We start from the raw sequence: 16,726 nt of genomic DNA, 5'->3' as shown, positions 1-16,726 counted from the left end.
GTGACATTACTTTTTCTTTTGGGCCCGCACAAGGCCCGGTCGTATCCGCGAGACATAAACCATTGCGCATCGCTCCGGCGTGTCTTCGCCGACGTTTATGTGTCGCCGACGCGCGTCAGTCGCGGACGCGTGTCAATCGCGGACGCGCACCACGACTTTCCCTTTGGCGGTGCGGTTCTCGAGCGACGCGACCGCCGCGGCGGCCTGCTCCAGCGGGTAGACCTCGGGTGTGGGCGGAGTCAGCCGGCCCGAGCTGAGCAGGCCTTCGAGACCGGCCCACTGCTCGGCGAGCGCGTCAGGGTGCGTGGCCGTCCAGGCGCCCCAGCCCACGCCGACGACGTCAACGTTGTTGAGCAGCAGCCGGTTTACCTTCACGGTCGGAATCTCCCCGCCGGTGAACCCGATGACCAGCAGCCGGCCGCCCGGGGCCAGCGAGCGCAATGAATCGGTGAACCGATCGCCCCCGACCGGATCGACGACCACGTCGACACCGCGGCCGCTGGTGAGCTCCTTGACGGCGTCCTTGAACCCTTCGGCCAGCACCACATCGGTGGCGCCGGCCGCCGTCGCGACGTCCGCCTTGTCTTCGGTGCTGACGACCGCGATGGTCCGCGACGCCCCGAGCAGCGACGCCAGCCGCAGCGTCGACGTCCCGATCCCGCCGGCGGCGCCGTGCACCAGCACCGTCTCACCCTGGCCCAACCGGCCACGCACGGTCAGCGCGAAGTACACGGTCAGGTCGTTGAACAGCAGACCGGCGCCCGCCTCGAAACTCACGTTGTCCGGGAGCTTGAACACCCGATCGGGTGAGAGGATCGCGACCTCGGCCATGCCGCCGGACAGCATCGTCAGGCCGACGACCCGGTCGCCGGGACCCACGTGAGCGCCATCCGGCGCCGAGCGCACGACGCCGGCGATCTCCGCGCCGAGCACGAACGGCGGCTCCGGCCGGTACTGATAGAGGCCGCGGGTCAGCAGCGCGTCGGGGAATGCCGCGCCGGCCGCGTGCACCTCGACGACCACGCCGTCACCCGCGGGTTCGTCGACGTCGCTTACCTCAATCGCGTCCGGACCATCCAGCCGAGTCACCCGTGCAGCGCGCATGGTCGGAAAGCCTACTTTCAGCTCAAAATCCGCCGGCGACCCGCACCACCGCCCGGCCGGTGAATGCACCGGCACGCACCCGATCGATCACGCCGACGACATCTTTGACGTCGACGTCGCTGACGACCGAGTCCAGATGACGCGGCCGCAACGAATCGCCCAGCAGCGCCCACAACTTCCGGCGCCGGGCGATCGGCATCAGCACCGAGTCCATCCCCAGCAGCGCGACGCCGCGCAGGATGAACGGCATCACCGTGGTGTGCAGGGCCGGACCCCCGGTGAGGCCGCTGGCGGCCACCGCCCCGCCGTAGTCGACGGCGCTGAGCACATCGGCCAGCGTCGCGCCGCCCACGCAGTCCACCGCCCCGGCCCACCGCGCCTTGGCCAGCGGCCGCGGTTTGGCGTCGGGATCTTCGGGCAGCCGCCCGATAACCTCCGCGGCGCCAAGCTCTTTGAGTAACTCGGCGGCGTTTTCCTTGCCGCTCGAGGCGACCACTCGATAGCCAGCGGCGGACAGCAGGTCCACGCTGACGGAGCCGACCCCGCCGGAGGCGCCGGTGACGACGACGGATCCGGCATCGGGCTTGATGCCCCAGTCGATCAGCGCCTGCACGCTCATTGCGGCGGTGAACCCGGCGGTCCCGATCGCTGCGCCCTCGTGCGGGCTCAGGGCACCGAGCGCCACCACCTGGTCGACCGGCAGCCGGGCGTATTCCGCGTACCCGCCGTGATGGCCGGTGCCGATCGCATACCCGTGGGCCAGCACCTGGTCGCCGACGGCGAAATCGGCCGACTGCGACTCGACCACCTCGCCGGTGAGGTCGATGCCCGGCACCACGGGATAGTCGCGCACCACGCCGCCTTTCGGGGTCAGCGCCAGCGCGTCCTTGAAGTTGACGCTCGAATACAAGACCCGGATGGTCACCTCACCGGGCGGTAGGTCGGATGGGCTCAGGGTCTCGACCGACGCGGTGATCCGGTCACCGTCTTGGCGCGCGACCAGCGCGTGAAAAGTGTCCATTCCTCGACGCTAACCTCACCGTATGGATTCCTTTCCACTCGGTCGCGTTTCCGTTGCCCGCATCGGCTTCGGCGCGATGCAACTGCCCGGCCCGAATGCGTTCGGGCCACCGCGGGATCGCGACGAGGCGCTGGCGGTGCTGCGCCGCGCCGTCGAGCTCGGCGTCAACCACATCGACACCGCTCAGTTCTACGGCCCCGATGTCGCCAACGAGCTGATCCGCGAGGCGTTGCATCCGTACCCGGAGAACCTGGCCCTGGTGAGCAAGGTTGGCGGCCACCGCGACGACACCGGCGCCTGGCTGCCGTTTACCGAGCCTGCCGACTTGCGCCGTGACATCGAAATGAACCTGCTGACACTCGGCGTGGACCAGCTGGCCGCAGTCAACCTGCGGGTGTTCGAGAGTGACGGGCCGGACCAACTGTTCGACGACCAGCTCTCGGTCATGATCCAAGCCCGTGACGAGGGATTGATCGGCGGCATCGGGCTGAGCAACATCAACCGCGATCACCTATTGCACGCGCTGGAGCGCACCGAGATCGCCTGTGTGCAAAACGCTTTCAACCTGATTCACCGGGAGTCGGCCGCGGTGCTGGACGAATGCGCGGCCAGGGGAATCGCGTTCGTTCCGTTCTTCCCGCTGGGGGCCGCCTTCGTGCAGCCGAACCCGGTGCTCACCAACCCGCTGGTGCAGCAGATCGCGGAGCGGATCGGTCGCACCCCGGCCCAGGTCGCCTTGGCGTGGACGCTGAGCGTGGCACCCAATGTGCTGCTGATCCCGGGCACCTCGTCCGTGCGACACCTGGAGGAGAACCTCGACGTCGCCTCGATCGAGCTCGACGAGGAAAGCCGCGAGCGGCTGAACGCGGTCGGTTGATGCGCGTCAGGCCCGCGACGGCCGCCGATGCCGCGGCGTGCGTCGAGATCTACCGCCCGTACGTGCTGGACACCGTGATCACCTTCGAAACGGAGGTGCCGACGGTCGAGGAAATGGCGGCGCGCATCGTCAACGCGCGGGTGATGCACGAATGGCTGGTGCTCGACGTTGACGGGGACGTCATCGGTTATGCCTATGCGCACCAGTTCAATTCGCGTGCCGCCTATCAGTGGTCGGTCGAGACAAGCGTCTACGTCGCCCAGGACCGGCGACGCGCCGGCGGCGGCCGAATGGTCTACGCCGAACTGCTGCGCCGGCTCACCGAACGGGGTTTCCGGCACGCGTTCGCCGGCATCACCCAACCCAACGACGCCAGCAATGCGTTGCATCAGGCGTTCGGCTTTCGGCCCGCGGGCCATTACCGCAGGGTCGGATGGAAACTCGGCGCGTGGCACGACGTCTCGTGGTGGCAGCTCGACCTGCCGAACGACGGGGCCGACCCTCCGCGGCCGATCGCTACTTGAGCTCAGCCGACGACAGGCCCAGCAGGCGACGCGCGACCACCAGCTGCTGGATCTGCTGAGTGCCCTCGAAGATGTCCATGATCTTGGAGTCACGCGCCCACTTCTCCAGCAGTGTGTGCTCGGAATAGCCCGTGGTGCCGACCAATTCGACGGCCTTGAGCGTGATGTCGCTACCCACCCGTCCGGCCTTGGCCTTGGCCATGGACGCTTCTTTGGAGTTGGGGATCTTGTTGTCCGCCTGCCACGCCGCGCGCAGGGTCAGCTGGTAGCTGGCCTCCCAGTCGGCCTCCATCCGCAGGAATTCGGCCGCGGCGGCGCTTTGGACGTGTGACGGCTTGTCGTAGGAGATCTCCACACCGGCCTCGGTCAGGATCTTGCGCAGTTCCTCCAGCGCTGCCCGGGCGATCCCAATGGCCATAGCCGCCACCACAGGACGGGTGTTGTCGAACGTCTCCATCACGCCGGAAAACCCTTTACCCGATTCGATTTCGGGGTTACCGAGGAGGTTGTCCTTCGGTATGCGAGCGTTGTCGAACCGGATGACGGCGGTGTCGGAGCCCTTGATGCCGAGCTTGTTCTCCAGCCGCTCGACGGTGACGCCGGGGTGTTCGCGCGGAACGATGAACGATTTGATCGCGGGCCGCCCCTGCGACTTGTCCAGCGTCGCCCACACCACGATGTGGGTGGCCCGCGAACCCGCTGTGACGAAGATCTTTTCGCCGTTGATCACGTACTCGTCGCCGTCCAGCTTGGCGGTGGTGGACACCGCCGCGGAGTCGGACCCGAAGCTCGGTTCGGTGATGGCCATTGCGGCCCAGACCCGGCCCAGCCGCTGCAGTTGCTCATCGGTGGCCACCCCGGAGATCGCCGCGTTGCCCAGGCCCTGATAGGGGATCGACAGCATCATCGCCGCGTCTCCCCAGCAGGCCTCCAGCGTCTGGAGGACCGCGGCCATGTTGGCGCCGTTGCGGTTTTCCTCCTTGGTTTCACTGCTGCGGAACGCCTCGGCCCCGGCGAGACCGAGGGCATTGGACTCGGCTGCTCCGGCGAACAGGCTGGCCAACGTGTCCAGCTCGACCGGGTAGGCGTGCTCTTTGAGGTCGTACTTGCGGGCGATCGGTCGCATCAGCTCCGCGCCGGCCTGGTGCGCCTTGTCGATCACCGATTGCATTTTGCGGGGCAGTTCCAGATTGATTGCCATGATTGGTCTTTCGCTTCAGAAGTCCGGGCTTAGAAGTCCGACTTGGATGACGACTTAGATGACGACTTAGATGACGACGACGCCCTCGGCGACACCGATGGCCCGCAGGTCCCGGTACCAGCGTTCGACCGGGTGTTCCTTCGTGTAGCCGTGGCCGCCGAGCAGTTGCACGCCGTCCAGCCCGATCTGCATGCCCTTGTCGGCGCCGAGCCGCTTGGCCAGCGCGGCCTCGCGGGCGAACGGAAGGCCCTGCTCGGCACGCGCCGCCCCGCGCCAGGTGATCAGCCGCAGCCCGTCGAGTTCGATGGCGATGTTGGCGCACATGAACGCGACGGCCTGGCGGTGGGCAATTGGCTCGCCGAATGCTTCACGCTCTTTGACATACGGGATGACGTAGTCGAGGACCGCGTGCGATGTGCCCACGGCCAGCGCCGCCCAGCCCAGCCGGGACAGCGCGAGCGCCTCGGAGTAGTCGTCGTCGGTCGCGTCGTCCTCGCCCAGCCGGGCGCTGGCCGGTACCGAGACGCCGGAGAGTTCGACCTGGCCCAGGGCCGCCGAACGGATCCCCATGCTCGGATCCGCCCTGACGGTAAGGCCTTTGGTGGACGACTCGACGATGAACAGCGCCGGTTTGCCGTTCAGTTGCGCACCGACGATGAACAGCTCGGCGTCGGCCGCGGCGGGGACCAACGACTTCACGCCGTCGAGCCGGTATCCGCTCGGTGTCCGCACGGCTGTGGTCTTCAGCCGGGTGGGGTCGAACAGCGGCTGTGGCTCCGCGATCGCCACACAGGCCTGCGGAACGTTCTCGCCGGCGAACTCGGGCAGGTAGGTGGCCTGCTGGTCCGCGCTGCCCCAATGGGTCAGCGCGGACGCCACGCCTCCCGGCGCAAGAATCGGCAGCGCCAGACCCATGTCGCCGTAGGCCAGGGCCTCGGCCGCCAGCACGTTGGTGACGCTGGATCGGTGCGCGGCGATCCCCTCGAAGTCCTCGGGGATGTTGATCGCGGTGATGCCCAACTCGGCGGCCTTGGCGATCAGATCCGGCGGGTAGGTCGCGGCCTCGTCGGCGTCGGGAGCCGCGGGCCGCAGTACCTCTTCGGCGAAATCCTCGAGGGTCTCGACGATCATCTTCTGCTCATCGTCGGGCGTCAGGTCGTAGTAGTCCTTGCCGCTCGACTTGAGCCGGGTCGGTCCGCCGCGAAGGTTTTGGACCCGCTTGAACTGCCGGGTGGTGGCGCCGGCGGTGGAGAAGATCGTCTTGGTCCCGTAGCGCAGGGCCCGGTTGAGCGGGTCGCGCAGATGGTATTTGTCCAGAAACTCCTGCCCGACAAGCGGGGTGAGCAGCGCCATGGTGATATCGATCCCCGTCCGCCGGTGCGGTTGCAGCCCGACGCCGGTCTTGCGACCGCGCCGCCGGAAGCGTGAGCGGCTCGATTTTGGCGAATGAGTCTTGTTTGAACCGGAAACAGTGTCGGTCATTTCGGCAGCCTCGATCGTTGGGGCCATGCGGATGACGCTATCTTACTCCGGAGTAAGATAGCGTGGGAATGCCCTGTTAACTAATTCACACCGGGGCTAATTCAGACCGCGTCGCCGATGCGGGCGAGCACCTGTTCATGCAGGAGGCCGTTGGTCGCGACGGCGCTGCCGCGGTGCGGGCCCGCGCTCCCGTCCAAGCCGGTGAACGTTCCGCCCGCCTCGCGCACCAGGATGTCGAGGGGTGCCAGGTCCCAGACCGACACCTCCGGCTCGGCGGCGATATCGATTGCCCCCTCGGCGAGCAGGCAATAGGACCAGAAGTCGCCGAAGGCGCGCACCCGCCACACCGCATCGGTCAGTTCGACGAAGCGTTCGCGTAAACCGCGCTGCGCCCATCCCGACAGGCTCGCGAATGACAGGCTGGCCGAATCCAGCTGTGCCACAGAGGAAACCGATAGCCTCCGCGGCGGGGCTCCGTCGACGGCGACGAACGCGCCCCGGCCGCGGGCGGCCCACCACCGACGCTGCAGCGCGGGGGCGCTCACCACCCCGACCGAGGGCACGCCGTCCTCGAGCAACGCGATCAAACTGGCCCACACCGGCACTCCGCGCACAAAGTTCTTGGTGCCGTCGATCGGGTCGATGATCCATTGCCGCCCGGTAAAGGACGTGGTGCCGCCGAACTCCTCGCCGACGATGCTGTCGTCCGGCCGTTCAAGTCCGAGCGCCTCGCGCAGGTCGGCCTCGACCGCCCGATCGGCGTCGGTCACCGGGGTCAGATCCGGTTTGGTGTCGATGCGCAGGTCGAGTGCGCCGAACCGGGCACGAGTCAGCGTGTCCGCACGGTCGGCCAGCACGAGCGCCAGCGCCAGATCATCCGGGGCCATGCCAGCAGTCCTACCACGACTTTCAGAAAGGACTCTCGGAAAAGCCCTAACCTGGATGCGTGTGGGAATTCGGGGTGCTGCTCCTCCTCGTGGCCGTCCTGGCGGTCTTCCTTGCCCAGCGGTTCATCCCGCGTGGCCCGCGCGGCGAGCTGGCGAGCGGCACGCTGCTGGTGACCGGCGTCAGCCCGCGGCCGGACGTCACGGGTGAGCAATACGTCACGATCGCGGGGGTGATCAACGGGCCCACCCTCAACGAGTACTCCGTCTATCAACGCATGGCGGTCGATGTCGACGCGTGGCCGACGGTCGGCCAGCTGATGCCGGTGCTGTATTCGACCAAGAATCCCGACAATTGGAAGTTCGCGCCGCCGGAACCCCCCGCGTAGCCGACCGTCATCCGGCCGCCGGCGGGCGCGCCATCACCGTGACCCGGGCGCCGTACCGGGGGACGACGATCGTCGCTCGCGATACCCTCCCTGCCGGTATCCCGGGTATGCCCGACATGCCGGACCCGGATCCGGCCGGCCCGCCAGTGCCGGGGAGCGTCGATAAGGCGCTGTCCGCCAGTGCCGTTGCGGAAGCCGTAACGGTCGTGCCCGACGGAGCGGCCCAGCTGGCCGGCACGGACATCGACCCGATGTTGCCGGCCCGGGCCAGCGTCGCGGTCACGTTGCCCAGACCAGGACCGCCACCGAGGCTTGAGGCGCCGCCGAGCTGGGGCGCCGGCGCCGCCAGCGTCGGCAACATCCCCAAGTCCTTCTCGGCTCCGATGATGCCGGCGGGGGTCGCTTCCATCTTCCAGATGCCGTTCAGCGTGGTGCCCGCGGCCTGGATGACGTTGAGCAGGGCCAATTCCTCGTCTTCCGGGTCGGTTAGTGGCGGGAGAGCCGCCGACGGTGCCGCCGAAACCGACTGTGGCGCAGGGCTGTTGGGGGCGGCGCCGGCATTGGCGCGGGTGACCGCAGCGTTTTGGGCGGTCAGGCCTTCTGGGTTGGTGGTCTGGTGCGGACGGGAGAATCGCGGCAATTGCGTTGCCACCGCCGAGCTGGCGGCGTAGCCGTACATCGCGGTGGCGTCCTGGGCCCAATATTCGGCGTACTGCGCCTCGGTGGCCGCGATCGCCGCGGTGTTCTGGCCGAAGAAGTTCGTTGCTATCAGCAACGCCAGCTGAATCCGGTTGGCCGCGACCGCCGCCGGGGGCACCGTCATCGCATATGCCAGTTCGTAGGCAGCCGCGGCCGCCCGGGCCTGGATCGCCGTCTGCTCCGCCTGCTCTGCGGTCGCGTACAACCACCCCAGATACGGGGTGGCGGCGGCAGCCATCGCCTCCGATGCCGGCCCCAGCCAATGCAAGCCGGTCAGCCCCGACAGCACCGATTCATACACGGCGGCCGCGATGCCCAACTCGGCCGACAGCGAATCCCAGCTTCCGGCAGCGGCCAACAGCGGCGCCGCCCCGGGGCCGGTGTACATCCGGGCGGAGTTGATCTCCGGTGGCAAGAAGGCGAAATCCATTGTGTTACATCTCGATAGGCATCTCGATAGGCATCTCGATAGGCATCGTGTGCAGCGAACAGCACTGCGGCGGTGTGGTCGCGAAACGTTCGCGACCACAACTGCTAGTCAGCTGACGGTCACCCGGCCGCGGGCGGGCGCGGCATCACTGTGAGCCGGACGCCGTAGCGCGGCGGAGCACCCACGCCCGCGCCCCGAGCGACGTTTCCCGCCGGCATCCCGGGGTAGCCCGGGTAGCCGGACGCCACCGCCTCCTCGGTGCCCGGAATGGTGGTGAAGCCGGCGGGTTCTAACCGCGCGATCTGGCTGGTCGCCGGTGCTGACCAGCTCGCCGTGACTGACATCGGCCCGATGGTCCCGGCGCGGGAAAGGGTTGCGGTGACGTTGCCCAGGCCCGCGCCACCGCCAACCTGGGGTGCCGCGGTGAGCGCCGGCGCGAGCGCGCCCGGAGCCGCGGCGACCTTGGGCAACATGCCCAGGTTGTTCTCGGCCCCGATGATCCCGGAGGCGGTTGCCTCCATGTAGTAGACGGAATTCAGTGACTGGCCGGTCGCCTGGATGATGTCGAGGGCGCTGAGGTCCAGATCGATCCCGGGGTCGGCCGCCACCGCGGCGGCCGGCTGCACAGCCGCTCCAGAAACCGCCTCCGCCGCGGACCGGGTGGCGGCAGCAGTGGCGTTGGCTTGGTTGACAGAGGCGCTCTGAGCGGCGAGCCCGGACTCGTTGGTGGCACTGTTCGGAGAAAAGAACCGAGGCAACCCAGTCGTCGCTGCGGTCGAGGAGGCGGAATAGGCGGACATCGCTGCGGCGTCCTGAGCCCAATAGTCGGCGTACTGCGCCTCGGTGGCCGCGATCGCCGCCGTGTTCTGGCCCAGCACATTCGTCGCGATCAGCGAGGTCAGTTGTGTCCGGTTGGCGGTGACCGCCGGTGGGGGAATCGTCATCGCGTAGGCCTGCTCATAGGCCGCCGCGGCCGTCCTGGCCTGCATGGCCGTCTGCTTTGTCTGTTCGGCTGTCGTCTGCAGCCAACCTATGTAGCGGGTGGCGGTGGCCGCCATCGCCTCGGACGCGGGCCCGCGCCACTGTAAGTCCAGGCCGGCGAGCACCGACTCGTAGGACTCGGCTGTGGTGCTCAACTCGGCGGACAGCGCGTCCCAGCTGCCCGCTGCGGCCAACAGCGATACGGCCCCGGGTCCGGTATACATTCGGGCCGAATTGATTTCCGGCGGAAAAAATGCGAAATCCATTGTGTCGCATCTCCTTCGTGAGTTGTTTGCGGTGAGGTTCATCGGCGTCGACAACGCCACCACCGCCGGGTCGGCGGTGGTCTGAAGAAGGGTTGGGCCTGCGTTATCGCAGATTGGATGGCTGAACGGGGCCGCTAGGGTCGCGGCGGGCGTCGCCAAAAAAGAACTGGCGGGGCATGCGCACGGGGCATTTCTGCAGCCTTCAGCTATGTATCGTCTTGAGCCCGAGACGCCCAGTATCGCGTTTTGGTCCGGCTTACAGAGCAAGTTCGGCGGAATTCGGCTGTCCGCAAGTCGTGCACTTGCAGACAGATAGGTCGCTGCGAAGGTCCCAGATGATTCCAGACTTGACCGCGCACCATGTTGATGCGCTGCTGCGCTGGTCGGATGGCGAACGGAGGCAGGCCGTCAGCCAAAGCTGGCGTTGGGATCTGGCTCTGGACCGAACTTGAAGTGGCGGCCCGTGATTTCGGACGGCGTTACCCGGACGTAGTGAACTTTTCGAATCGCTGTCCAAGGCATGAGCTGGGCGTTTTCGGCTTCCTCGATCTCGGCGGGCGTGCGCAGCACCTTTGCACGGCCCCTGACGATTACGCTCCAGCCTTCGGCGACATCGTGATCGTCGGCCTCGAAAACCACAGTGTGGGTCGCAACGGCGGAAAACAATTTGGTGCCCTCGGAGGTGCGAAACAGCACAGTCCGGTTCTGAACCACATAGTTAACGGGGAAAACTTCGGGCTCACCAGCAAAAGTGGTGACTAGTCGGCCCAGGGCGACACCGCCCAGCCGTCGCCAACTCTCGTCTTCCGACAGAACGGTAACCGGCTCATCAGTCATGGACCCAATCCTTCCCCGGCGGACCACCTCACGTCGACGCTACGGCGAATCCGTGTGGGCAGTAAGGACCTTAGGTATTTCGCTGTGATTCCCGAACTGGCATCCTGATGGCATGGCACGCGGAGAAATCGATCCGATCCGGGCAAAGAGCGCCCTCGCGGTGATCAGGCAGAACCCTGGGATAGCGCTCTTCGCGGTCTCACCGGGACTCGTGGCGCTGGCCGTCATCTGGTGGCTCGCCGGCGCCGGCTGGGCCATCGCCACGGCCATCCTGCTGCTGATCGTGGGCACCGCCGTCGTCGTCTTGAAACGCTGACACCGCAACTATGCGTTCGTGGTGGGGCTGGGGCACCGTCGAGGACGCGCTTTCGGAGCACGAGACACGTGAGCTGGTCGCACGCGTGGCGGCGCTGCTTCCCGGGCACGACCTAACCGATCACCGGCCGCCTGACCCCCACGCGCTCGGGTTGGCCGAGCCACGGGTGGCCCCGCCGTCGTCGCTGGCCGATCTGTGCTCTGTTGACCCCGCCGATCGGGCTGCCCACGCGCACGGCAAGGCATTCCGCGACGTCGTGCGCAACCTGCACGGCCGCCTCGACCACATTCCCGACCTCGTAGTGCGGCCCCGTCGCGAACAGGACGTGATCGACGTCCTGGATTGGGCAGCACCCCAAGGAATTTCGGTGATCCCTTACGGCGGTGGCAGCTCGGTGGTCGGCGGCATCGAACCGCGCTTCGATGGGCCGGCCGTCACGGTGGATACCACCGCCATGGGCGCGGTGCTCGAGCTCGACCGGACCAGTCGATCCGCCCGCATCCAGGCCGGAGCCCTCGGGCCGGAGATCGAAAACCAGTTGCGCCCACACGATTTGACGCTGCGCCACTATCCGCAGTCGTTCGGGTTCTCCAGCCTGGGCGGCTGGCTGGCCACCCGCGCCGGCGGGCACTTCGCCACGCTCTACACCCACATCGACGACCTGACGGAATCGCTGCGGGTCGTCACCCCGGCCGGGGTGAGCGAATCGCGGCGGCTCCCGGGATCCGGTGCCGGACCGTCCCCAGATCGGCTGTTCCTGGGCTCCGAGGGCACGCTGGGCATCATCACGGAGGCGTGGATGCGCTTGCAAAACCGGCCGAAGTGGCAGGTCACCGCGTCGTTGGAGTTCGACGACTGGGCGAACGCGCTCGCCGCGACCCGGACGATCGCACAGGCCGGCCTGTACCCGTCGAATTGCCGGCTGCTGGATCCGGCCGAGGCATTCCTGAACGCCGGCGCCGCGGTCGGGGGAGGGATGCTGGTGCTGGCTTTCGAATCCGCCGATCACCCCGTCGACGCGTGGCTCGACCGCGCCGTGGCGATCGCCGCCGAACACCACGGCGTCCTGACCGCGCGACGCGATCGCGAAAACACAAGCGATGCAAGCAAATCGGACGCTTCCGGGAATTGGCGTTCGGCCTTTCTGCGCATGCCGTACCAGCGCGACGCGCTGGCCCGCCGCAGCGTCATCGCGGAAACGTTCGAGACCGCGTGTACCTGGGACGCATTCGAGGCCCTGCACGACGCGGTGACAGGGGCGGCCTGCGAGGCGATCGAACGGATCTGCGGGACCGGCGTGGTGACCTGCCGGTTCACCCATGTCTATCCCGACGGCCCGGCTCCGTATTACGGCATCTATGCCGGCGGCCGATGGGACTCCCTGGACGCGCAATGGGACGAGATCAAGGCCGCCGTGTCGCAGGCGATCATCGCCGCCGGCGGCACCATCACTCACCACCACGCCGTCGGCCGCGATCACCGCCCGTGGTACGACATGCAGCGTCCCGACCCGTTCGCAGCGGCGCTGCGCGCGGCGAAATCCGCGCTGGACCCGGCCGGGATTCTCAATCCCGGGGTGCTTATCGACGCGTGATCAGCCGTGGCCGATGCGCAACAGCTCGGCCAGGCTCGGCAGCTTGACCCGCGGGCGTCCGTGCGGCTCCCCGGCGGCCCGCTCGTGGCGATCGATGACCTCCCAGTGAGCGGAGGTGACCAGCTTCGGCTGACGCGAGGCCAGCCAGTCGGCCAGCTTGTCGGCATGGTCTTCGGGGAAGTCGGCCAGTCCGTTAGCGCGGGCCAGGTCGGCCAGCAGCGTGTCGACGGTGTCCTGGGAGTCCTTCTTATTGGTGCCGATCACACCGGTCGGCCCGCGCTTGATCCATCCGACGACGTATTCGTTGCGGCTGCCCTCGACCCGGCCGTTGGCGTGGGGAATGGTCGCGCTTTTGTCGTCGAACGGAAGTCCCGGGGTGGGCACACCGCGGTAACCGACCGACCGCACCACCAGCTGCACGGACAGTTCCTCGCGCTCACCGGTGTCCTTGGCGGCCACCCGCCCACTCTGATCGGCGACCAATTCGTTGCGGCCCAGCACGATCCGCTCCACCTTGCCGTCACCCTTGATCTCGATCGGGGACGTCTTGAACCGGAACACCATTCGACGGTGTCCCGGGCGGGGCTCGCGGCCCGCATAGTCGCGCAGCACCTTGATGTTCTGCTTGCAGACCTTGCCCACCTCGGCCGCGTCCTCGTCGGTGATGCCCTCCAGGTCCGCGGGATCCACGATCACGTCGACGCCTTCGAGGTCTGCCAGCTCGCGCAGCTCGAGCGTCGTGAACGCGGTCTGCAGCGGACCGCGCCGGCCGACGATCACCACTTCCTCCACACCGCATGGGCGCAGCGATTCCAGCGCGTGATCGGCGATATCGGTTCGCGCCAGCTCGCCCGGGTCGGTGATCAGGATGCGGGCGACGTCGAGCGCGACGTTGCCGTTGCCGATCACCACCGCGCGACTGCCCGACAGATCGGGCGATATCTGCTCGAAGTTGGGATGCGCGTTGTACCAGCCCACGAAATCGACGGCCGCGACACTGCCCGGCAGGTCCTCACCGGGAATGTTGAGCGAGCGGTCCGACTGCGCCCCGACGGCGTAGATCACCGCGTCGTAGTGCTCGGCGAGTGCGGACGCCTCGAGGTGCTCGCCCACCACGACGTTGCCGAAGAAGCGGAAGCGGGGGTCCTCGGCGGTCTTCTCGAATTGTTTGCTGATCGATTTGATCTTGGGGTGATCGGGAGCGACACCGGAGCGCACCAGCCCCCACGGCGTGGGCAGCATCTCGATCATGTCGACGGCCACGTCGATCTCGTCGGAGGTGTCGGCGGCTTTCAGCAACGATGCTGCGGCGAAGAACCCCGACGGTCCGGAGCCGACGATGGCGACATGGTATGGGCGCATACTCGAGCCTTCTGTTTAGTGCCCGGCCTGCGCGCAGAGGGGCTGTCGCGGCGCAGTCGGGGGCTGCACATGATCGTGACTCGATGCTAAACGCATGACCGCTGGTCGTGACCTGAGCACTCGCCGAGCGCAAAGCCCCCGGTAACGTGGGCGGCTGTGGAACCCGACCGTCAAGCCGACATCGCCGCCCTTGACTCCGCCCTGACCACGGTGGAGCGGGTGCTCGATGTCGACGGTCTGCGCGGCCGCATCGAGAAGCTCGAGCACGAGGCGTCCGACCCGCACCTGTGGGACGACCAGGCCCGTGCGCAGCGCGTCACGAGTGAGTTATCGCACACACAGGGCGAGCTGCGACGGATCGAGGAGTTGCGGCAGCGCCTGGACGACCTGCCGGTGATGTACGAACTGGCCGCCGAGGAGGGCGAGGCCGACGCGCAGGCCGAGGCGGACGCGGAGCTCAAGGCCCTGCGCGCGGACATCGAAGCCGCCGAGGTGCGCACCCTGCTCTCAGGTGAGTACGACGAGCGCGAGGCGCTGGTCACCATTCGTTCGGGCGCAGGCGGGGTGGACGCCGCCGACTGGGCCGAGATGCTGATGCGGATGTATATCCGGTGGGCCGAGCAACACAAGTATTCGGTCGAGGTGTTCGACACCTCCTATGCCGAGGAAGCGGGGATCAAAAGCGCGACGTTCGCCGTGCATGCGCCGTTCGCCTACGGCACGTTGTCCGTCGAACAGGGCACCCACCGACTGGTACGGATCAGTCCGTTCGACAACCAAAGCCGGCGTCAGACATCGTTCGCCGAAGTCGAGGTGCTTCCGGTGGTCGAAACCACCGATCACATCGACATCCCGGAAGGCGATGTGCGAGTGGACGTTTACCGCTCCAGCGGGCCCGGCGGACAGTCGGTCAACACCACCGACTCCGCGGTTCGTTTAACCCACATCCCAACGGGTATCGTCGTAACTTGTCAGAACGAAAAGTCGCAACTGCAGAACAAAGTTTCGGCAATGCGAGTGCTTCAGGCAAAGTTGTTGGAGCGCAAGCGATCAGAAGAGCGAGCCGAGCTGGACGCGTTGAAAGGCGAAGGCGGCAGCTCCTGGGGAAACCAGATGCGCTCCTACGTACTACACCCGTATCAGATGGTCAAGGATCTGCGAACCGAGTACGAGGTGGGCAATCCGGCGGCCGTTCTGGACGGAGACATCGACGGGTTCCTGGAAGCGGGAATCCGGTGGCGCAACCGAAAAGATGACGACTAACACAACTGTTCTCGCTGCATCGATGGCGGATCGCTGGCACGGCTTTTGGCGCGGTGCGATCGGCGAATGGATCCTCGGCAGGGGCCTGCACATCATCATGCTGCTGATCGCGGCGGTGCTGGCGGCACGCTTCGTCAGCTGGATCGCACAGCAGGTGACCCGGCAACTCGATGTGGGCTTCACCGAAAGCGACGCGTTGGTGCGCTCGGAGGCAACCAAGCACCGCCAGGCCGTCGCGTCGGTGATCCAGTGGGTGTCGATCGTGGTCATCGCGATCTGGGTCCTCGTTCAGGTTGCTGGTGTACTGCAGTTCTCCATGGGTGGGTTGATCGCGCCGGCCACGGTGCTGGGTGCGGCGCTAGGTTTCGGGGCTCAGCAAGTGGTCAGGGATCTGCTTGCCGGGTTTTTCATCATCGTCGAGAAGCAGTACGGCTTCGGTGACCTGGTCACCCTCACCATTGTTTCCTCGACGGAGGCCAGCGGCACCGTCGAGAACGTGACGTTGCGGGTGACCCGGCTGCGTTCACCGGACGGCGAGGTGTTGACCATTCCCAATGGCCAGATCGTCAAGGCGACAAACCTGTCCAAGGACTGGGCACGCGCGGTGGTGGACATCCCGGTGTCGACCAGCGCCGACCTCAACCGGGTCAATGAGGTTTTGCACCAGGAATGCGAGCGGGCGCTCGACAACCCGCTATTGGGGGAATTGCTGTTAGACGCTCCCACCGTGATGGGGGTCGAGAGCATCGCCGTCGACACGGTCACCCTGCGTGTGGTGGCCCGCACGCTGCCCGGCAAGCAGTTCGAGGTAGGCCGGCAGCTGCGTGTCCTGGTCATCCGGGCGCTCGCCCGCGCCGGAATCGTGACCGCGGCCGACGCGACGGTCGGCGTCGTCGACGACGCGGGTGTGCCCGCGGCGGAGGCGGGCGCGGCCGACGGCGAGCAAGCCGACAAAGCCGCGGAACAGACCCAGGGCCGGGTGCATCAGCGGTGAAGCTGACGCTGAATATTTTCGAGAAGGGCGACGACGAGGCCCAACAGCGCCGGCCACTGAGTCACCTGTTCGGCGGGCGGGTCCGCACCTCGACCGTCGTGTTGATCGTGGCGTTCCTGGCGGTGTGGTGGGTCTACGACACTTACCGCCCGGAGCCGCCCCCCAAGCCTGCGGCGCCGCAGGTGGTGCCGCCCGGGTTCGTGCCCGACCCCAACTACACCTGGGTGCCGCGCAGCAGGGTGCAGCAGCCGGCGCCCACCGTGACCGTCACCCCGACGCCGACCACGTCCACGCCGCCGCCCCCGCCACCGCCGCCGCCGGTCACCACGACGACCACGCCCCCGTTCGTGCTGCCGACGCCGCCGTGTTTGCTGCCGCCGCCCTTCTGCCCGCCGAGCGCGAGCCCGTCACCGGCGCCGCAGCAACCCCAGCCGGGGCCCGGTCCGGTGCCGACATCGGCGCCACCGGCCAGCTGATCGTCCGGGCCAGCGAAATTCACCGC

At 67.3% G+C, this 16,726-nt stretch carries 17 protein-coding genes; 8 read left to right on the top strand and 9 right to left on the bottom strand.

Annotation, left to right across the window (positions count from 1 at the left end):
* Window positions 1–132: 132 nt before the first annotated feature.
* The gene (locus ACQI5H_RS04505) at window positions 133–1,104 is read right to left on the bottom strand and encodes an NADPH:quinone oxidoreductase family protein (protein WP_427078194.1); all 972 of its coding nucleotides are present in this window, start codon (window positions 1,102–1,104) and stop codon (window positions 133–135) included.
* Between the two features lie 22 nt (window positions 1,105–1,126).
* Window positions 1,127–2,125 carry an acryloyl-CoA reductase gene (locus ACQI5H_RS04500; RefSeq protein ID WP_427078193.1) on the bottom strand — a complete coding sequence of 333 codons (999 nt, stop codon included), beginning with the start codon at window positions 2,123–2,125 and terminating at the stop codon, window positions 1,127–1,129.
* A gap of 22 nt (window positions 2,126–2,147) precedes the next feature.
* Here ACQI5H_RS04500 and ACQI5H_RS04495 point away from each other — a divergent pair, with 22 nt between their 5' ends.
* Both ACQI5H_RS04495 and ACQI5H_RS04490 read left to right on the top strand, forming a co-directional pair.
* The gene (locus ACQI5H_RS04495; RefSeq protein ID WP_427078192.1) at window positions 2,148–3,002 is read left to right on the top strand and encodes an oxidoreductase; all 855 of its coding nucleotides are present in this window, start codon (window positions 2,148–2,150) and stop codon (window positions 3,000–3,002) included.
* Window positions 3,002–3,526, top strand: coding sequence for an N-acetyltransferase family protein (locus ACQI5H_RS04490; protein WP_427078191.1), 525 nt, complete (start codon window positions 3,002–3,004; stop codon window positions 3,524–3,526). Before ACQI5H_RS04495 ends, ACQI5H_RS04490 begins: the two co-directional genes overlap by 1 nt.
* Here ACQI5H_RS04490 and ACQI5H_RS04485 read toward each other — a convergent pair.
* The 3 genes from ACQI5H_RS04485 to hisN form a co-directional block, all read right to left on the bottom strand.
* Entirely contained in the window at window positions 3,519–4,727 is a 1,209-nt protein-coding gene (locus ACQI5H_RS04485) for an acyl-CoA dehydrogenase family protein (RefSeq protein ID WP_427078190.1), read from the bottom strand. The genes ACQI5H_RS04490 and ACQI5H_RS04485 overlap by 8 nt on opposite strands.
* A 66-nt stretch (window positions 4,728–4,793) precedes the next feature.
* Complete coding sequence (locus tag ACQI5H_RS04480; RefSeq protein ID WP_427078189.1) at window positions 4,794–6,209, bottom strand: acyl-CoA dehydrogenase family protein; 1,416 nt, start codon at window positions 6,207–6,209, stop codon at window positions 4,794–4,796.
* Between the two features lie 101 nt (window positions 6,210–6,310).
* Entirely contained in the window at window positions 6,311–7,096 is a 786-nt protein-coding gene (gene hisN, locus ACQI5H_RS04475; RefSeq protein ID WP_427078188.1) for a histidinol-phosphatase, read from the bottom strand.
* A gap of 59 nt (window positions 7,097–7,155) precedes the next feature.
* Between hisN and ACQI5H_RS04470 the strand changes: the two genes are divergently transcribed.
* Entirely contained in the window at window positions 7,156–7,482 is a 327-nt protein-coding gene (locus tag ACQI5H_RS04470) for a hypothetical protein (protein ID WP_427078187.1), read from the top strand.
* Between the two features lie 7 nt (window positions 7,483–7,489).
* On the opposite strand, the gene ACQI5H_RS04465 is transcribed toward ACQI5H_RS04470, so the two are convergent.
* The 3 genes from ACQI5H_RS04465 to ACQI5H_RS04455 form a co-directional block, all read right to left on the bottom strand.
* Window positions 7,490–8,611, bottom strand: coding sequence for a PPE family protein (locus ACQI5H_RS04465; protein WP_427078186.1), 1,122 nt, complete (start codon window positions 8,609–8,611; stop codon window positions 7,490–7,492).
* A gap of 119 nt (window positions 8,612–8,730) precedes the next feature.
* Complete coding sequence (locus ACQI5H_RS04460; protein WP_427078185.1) at window positions 8,731–9,858, bottom strand: PPE family protein; 1,128 nt, start codon at window positions 9,856–9,858, stop codon at window positions 8,731–8,733.
* A 408-nt stretch (window positions 9,859–10,266) separates the two neighbouring features.
* Window positions 10,267–10,695, bottom strand: a complete 429-nt coding sequence (locus ACQI5H_RS04455) for a pyridoxamine 5'-phosphate oxidase family protein (protein ID WP_427078184.1) — start codon at window positions 10,693–10,695, stop codon at window positions 10,267–10,269.
* A gap of 112 nt (window positions 10,696–10,807) precedes the next feature.
* Between ACQI5H_RS04455 and ACQI5H_RS04450 the strand changes: the two genes are divergently transcribed.
* Together ACQI5H_RS04450 and ACQI5H_RS04445 are read left to right on the top strand one after the other, a co-directional pair.
* Window positions 10,808–11,011, top strand: a complete 204-nt coding sequence (locus ACQI5H_RS04450) for a hypothetical protein (RefSeq protein WP_427078183.1) — start codon at window positions 10,808–10,810, stop codon at window positions 11,009–11,011.
* Window positions 11,012–11,021: 10 nt separating this feature from the next.
* The gene (locus ACQI5H_RS04445) at window positions 11,022–12,605 is read left to right on the top strand and encodes an FAD-binding oxidoreductase (RefSeq protein ID WP_427078182.1); all 1,584 of its coding nucleotides are present in this window, start codon (window positions 11,022–11,024) and stop codon (window positions 12,603–12,605) included.
* On the opposite strand, the gene ACQI5H_RS04440 is transcribed toward ACQI5H_RS04445, so the two are convergent.
* Window positions 12,606–13,967, bottom strand: a complete 1,362-nt coding sequence (locus ACQI5H_RS04440) for an FAD-dependent oxidoreductase (protein ID WP_427078181.1) — start codon at window positions 13,965–13,967, stop codon at window positions 12,606–12,608.
* Window positions 13,968–14,123: 156 nt separating this feature from the next.
* Between ACQI5H_RS04440 and prfB the strand changes: the two genes are divergently transcribed.
* Genes prfB through ACQI5H_RS04425 form a run of 3 tightly spaced genes read left to right on the top strand, consistent with a single transcriptional unit; the run spans window position 14,124 to window position 16,700 of the window.
* On the top strand, window positions 14,124–15,230 hold the full coding sequence (gene prfB / locus ACQI5H_RS04435) for a peptide chain release factor 2 (RefSeq protein WP_427078180.1): 1,107 nt from the start codon (window positions 14,124–14,126) through the stop codon (window positions 15,228–15,230).
* Complete coding sequence (locus tag ACQI5H_RS04430; protein ID WP_427078179.1) at window positions 15,220–16,224, top strand: mechanosensitive ion channel family protein; 1,005 nt, start codon at window positions 15,220–15,222, stop codon at window positions 16,222–16,224. Before prfB ends, ACQI5H_RS04430 begins: the two co-directional genes overlap by 11 nt.
* Window positions 16,221–16,700 (top strand): hypothetical protein, encoded by a 480-nt coding sequence (locus tag ACQI5H_RS04425; protein ID WP_427078178.1) that lies wholly within the window; start codon window positions 16,221–16,223, stop codon window positions 16,698–16,700. The genes ACQI5H_RS04430 and ACQI5H_RS04425 overlap by 4 nt, the downstream gene beginning before the upstream one ends.
* Window positions 16,701–16,726 lie beyond the last annotated feature (26 nt).

The organism is Mycobacterium heidelbergense (assembly GCF_050205645.1).
In the GTDB taxonomy this organism is placed as follows: domain Bacteria; phylum Actinomycetota; class Actinomycetes; order Mycobacteriales; family Mycobacteriaceae; genus Mycobacterium; species Mycobacterium heidelbergense_A.
Note: the sequence above shows the minus strand (reverse complement) of the source record. Positions and strands in the feature narration are given on the sequence as shown.

Bases quoted from the DNA above. Each gene is read 5' to 3' on its own strand.
- ACQI5H_RS04505 (WP_427078194.1), bottom strand. From the start codon at position 1,104: ATGCGCGCTGCACGGGTGACTCGGCTGGATGGTCCGGACGCGATTGAG.
- ACQI5H_RS04500 (WP_427078193.1), bottom strand. From the start codon at position 2,125: ATGGACACTTTTCACGCGCTGGTCGCGCGCCAAGACGGTGACCGGATC.
- ACQI5H_RS04495 (WP_427078192.1), top strand. From the start codon at position 2,148: ATGGATTCCTTTCCACTCGGTCGCGTTTCCGTTGCCCGCATCGGCTTC.
- ACQI5H_RS04490 (WP_427078191.1), top strand. From the start codon at position 3,002: ATGCGCGTCAGGCCCGCGACGGCCGCCGATGCCGCGGCGTGCGTCGAG.
- ACQI5H_RS04485 (WP_427078190.1), bottom strand. From the start codon at position 4,727: ATGGCAATCAATCTGGAACTGCCCCGCAAAATGCAATCGGTGATCGAC.
- ACQI5H_RS04480 (WP_427078189.1), bottom strand. From the start codon at position 6,209: ATGACCGACACTGTTTCCGGTTCAAACAAGACTCATTCGCCAAAATCG.
- hisN (WP_427078188.1), bottom strand. From the start codon at position 7,096: ATGGCCCCGGATGATCTGGCGCTGGCGCTCGTGCTGGCCGACCGTGCG.
- ACQI5H_RS04465 (WP_427078186.1), bottom strand. From the start codon at position 8,611: ATGGATTTCGCCTTCTTGCCACCGGAGATCAACTCCGCCCGGATGTAC.
- ACQI5H_RS04460 (WP_427078185.1), bottom strand. From the start codon at position 9,858: ATGGATTTCGCATTTTTTCCGCCGGAAATCAATTCGGCCCGAATGTAT.
- ACQI5H_RS04455 (WP_427078184.1), bottom strand. From the start codon at position 10,695: ATGACTGATGAGCCGGTTACCGTTCTGTCGGAAGACGAGAGTTGGCGA.
- ACQI5H_RS04450 (WP_427078183.1), top strand. From the start codon at position 10,808: ATGGCACGCGGAGAAATCGATCCGATCCGGGCAAAGAGCGCCCTCGCG.
- ACQI5H_RS04445 (WP_427078182.1), top strand. From the start codon at position 11,022: ATGCGTTCGTGGTGGGGCTGGGGCACCGTCGAGGACGCGCTTTCGGAG.
- ACQI5H_RS04440 (WP_427078181.1), bottom strand. From the start codon at position 13,967: ATGCGCCCATACCATGTCGCCATCGTCGGCTCCGGACCGTCGGGGTTC.
- ACQI5H_RS04430 (WP_427078179.1), top strand. From the start codon at position 15,220: ATGACGACTAACACAACTGTTCTCGCTGCATCGATGGCGGATCGCTGG.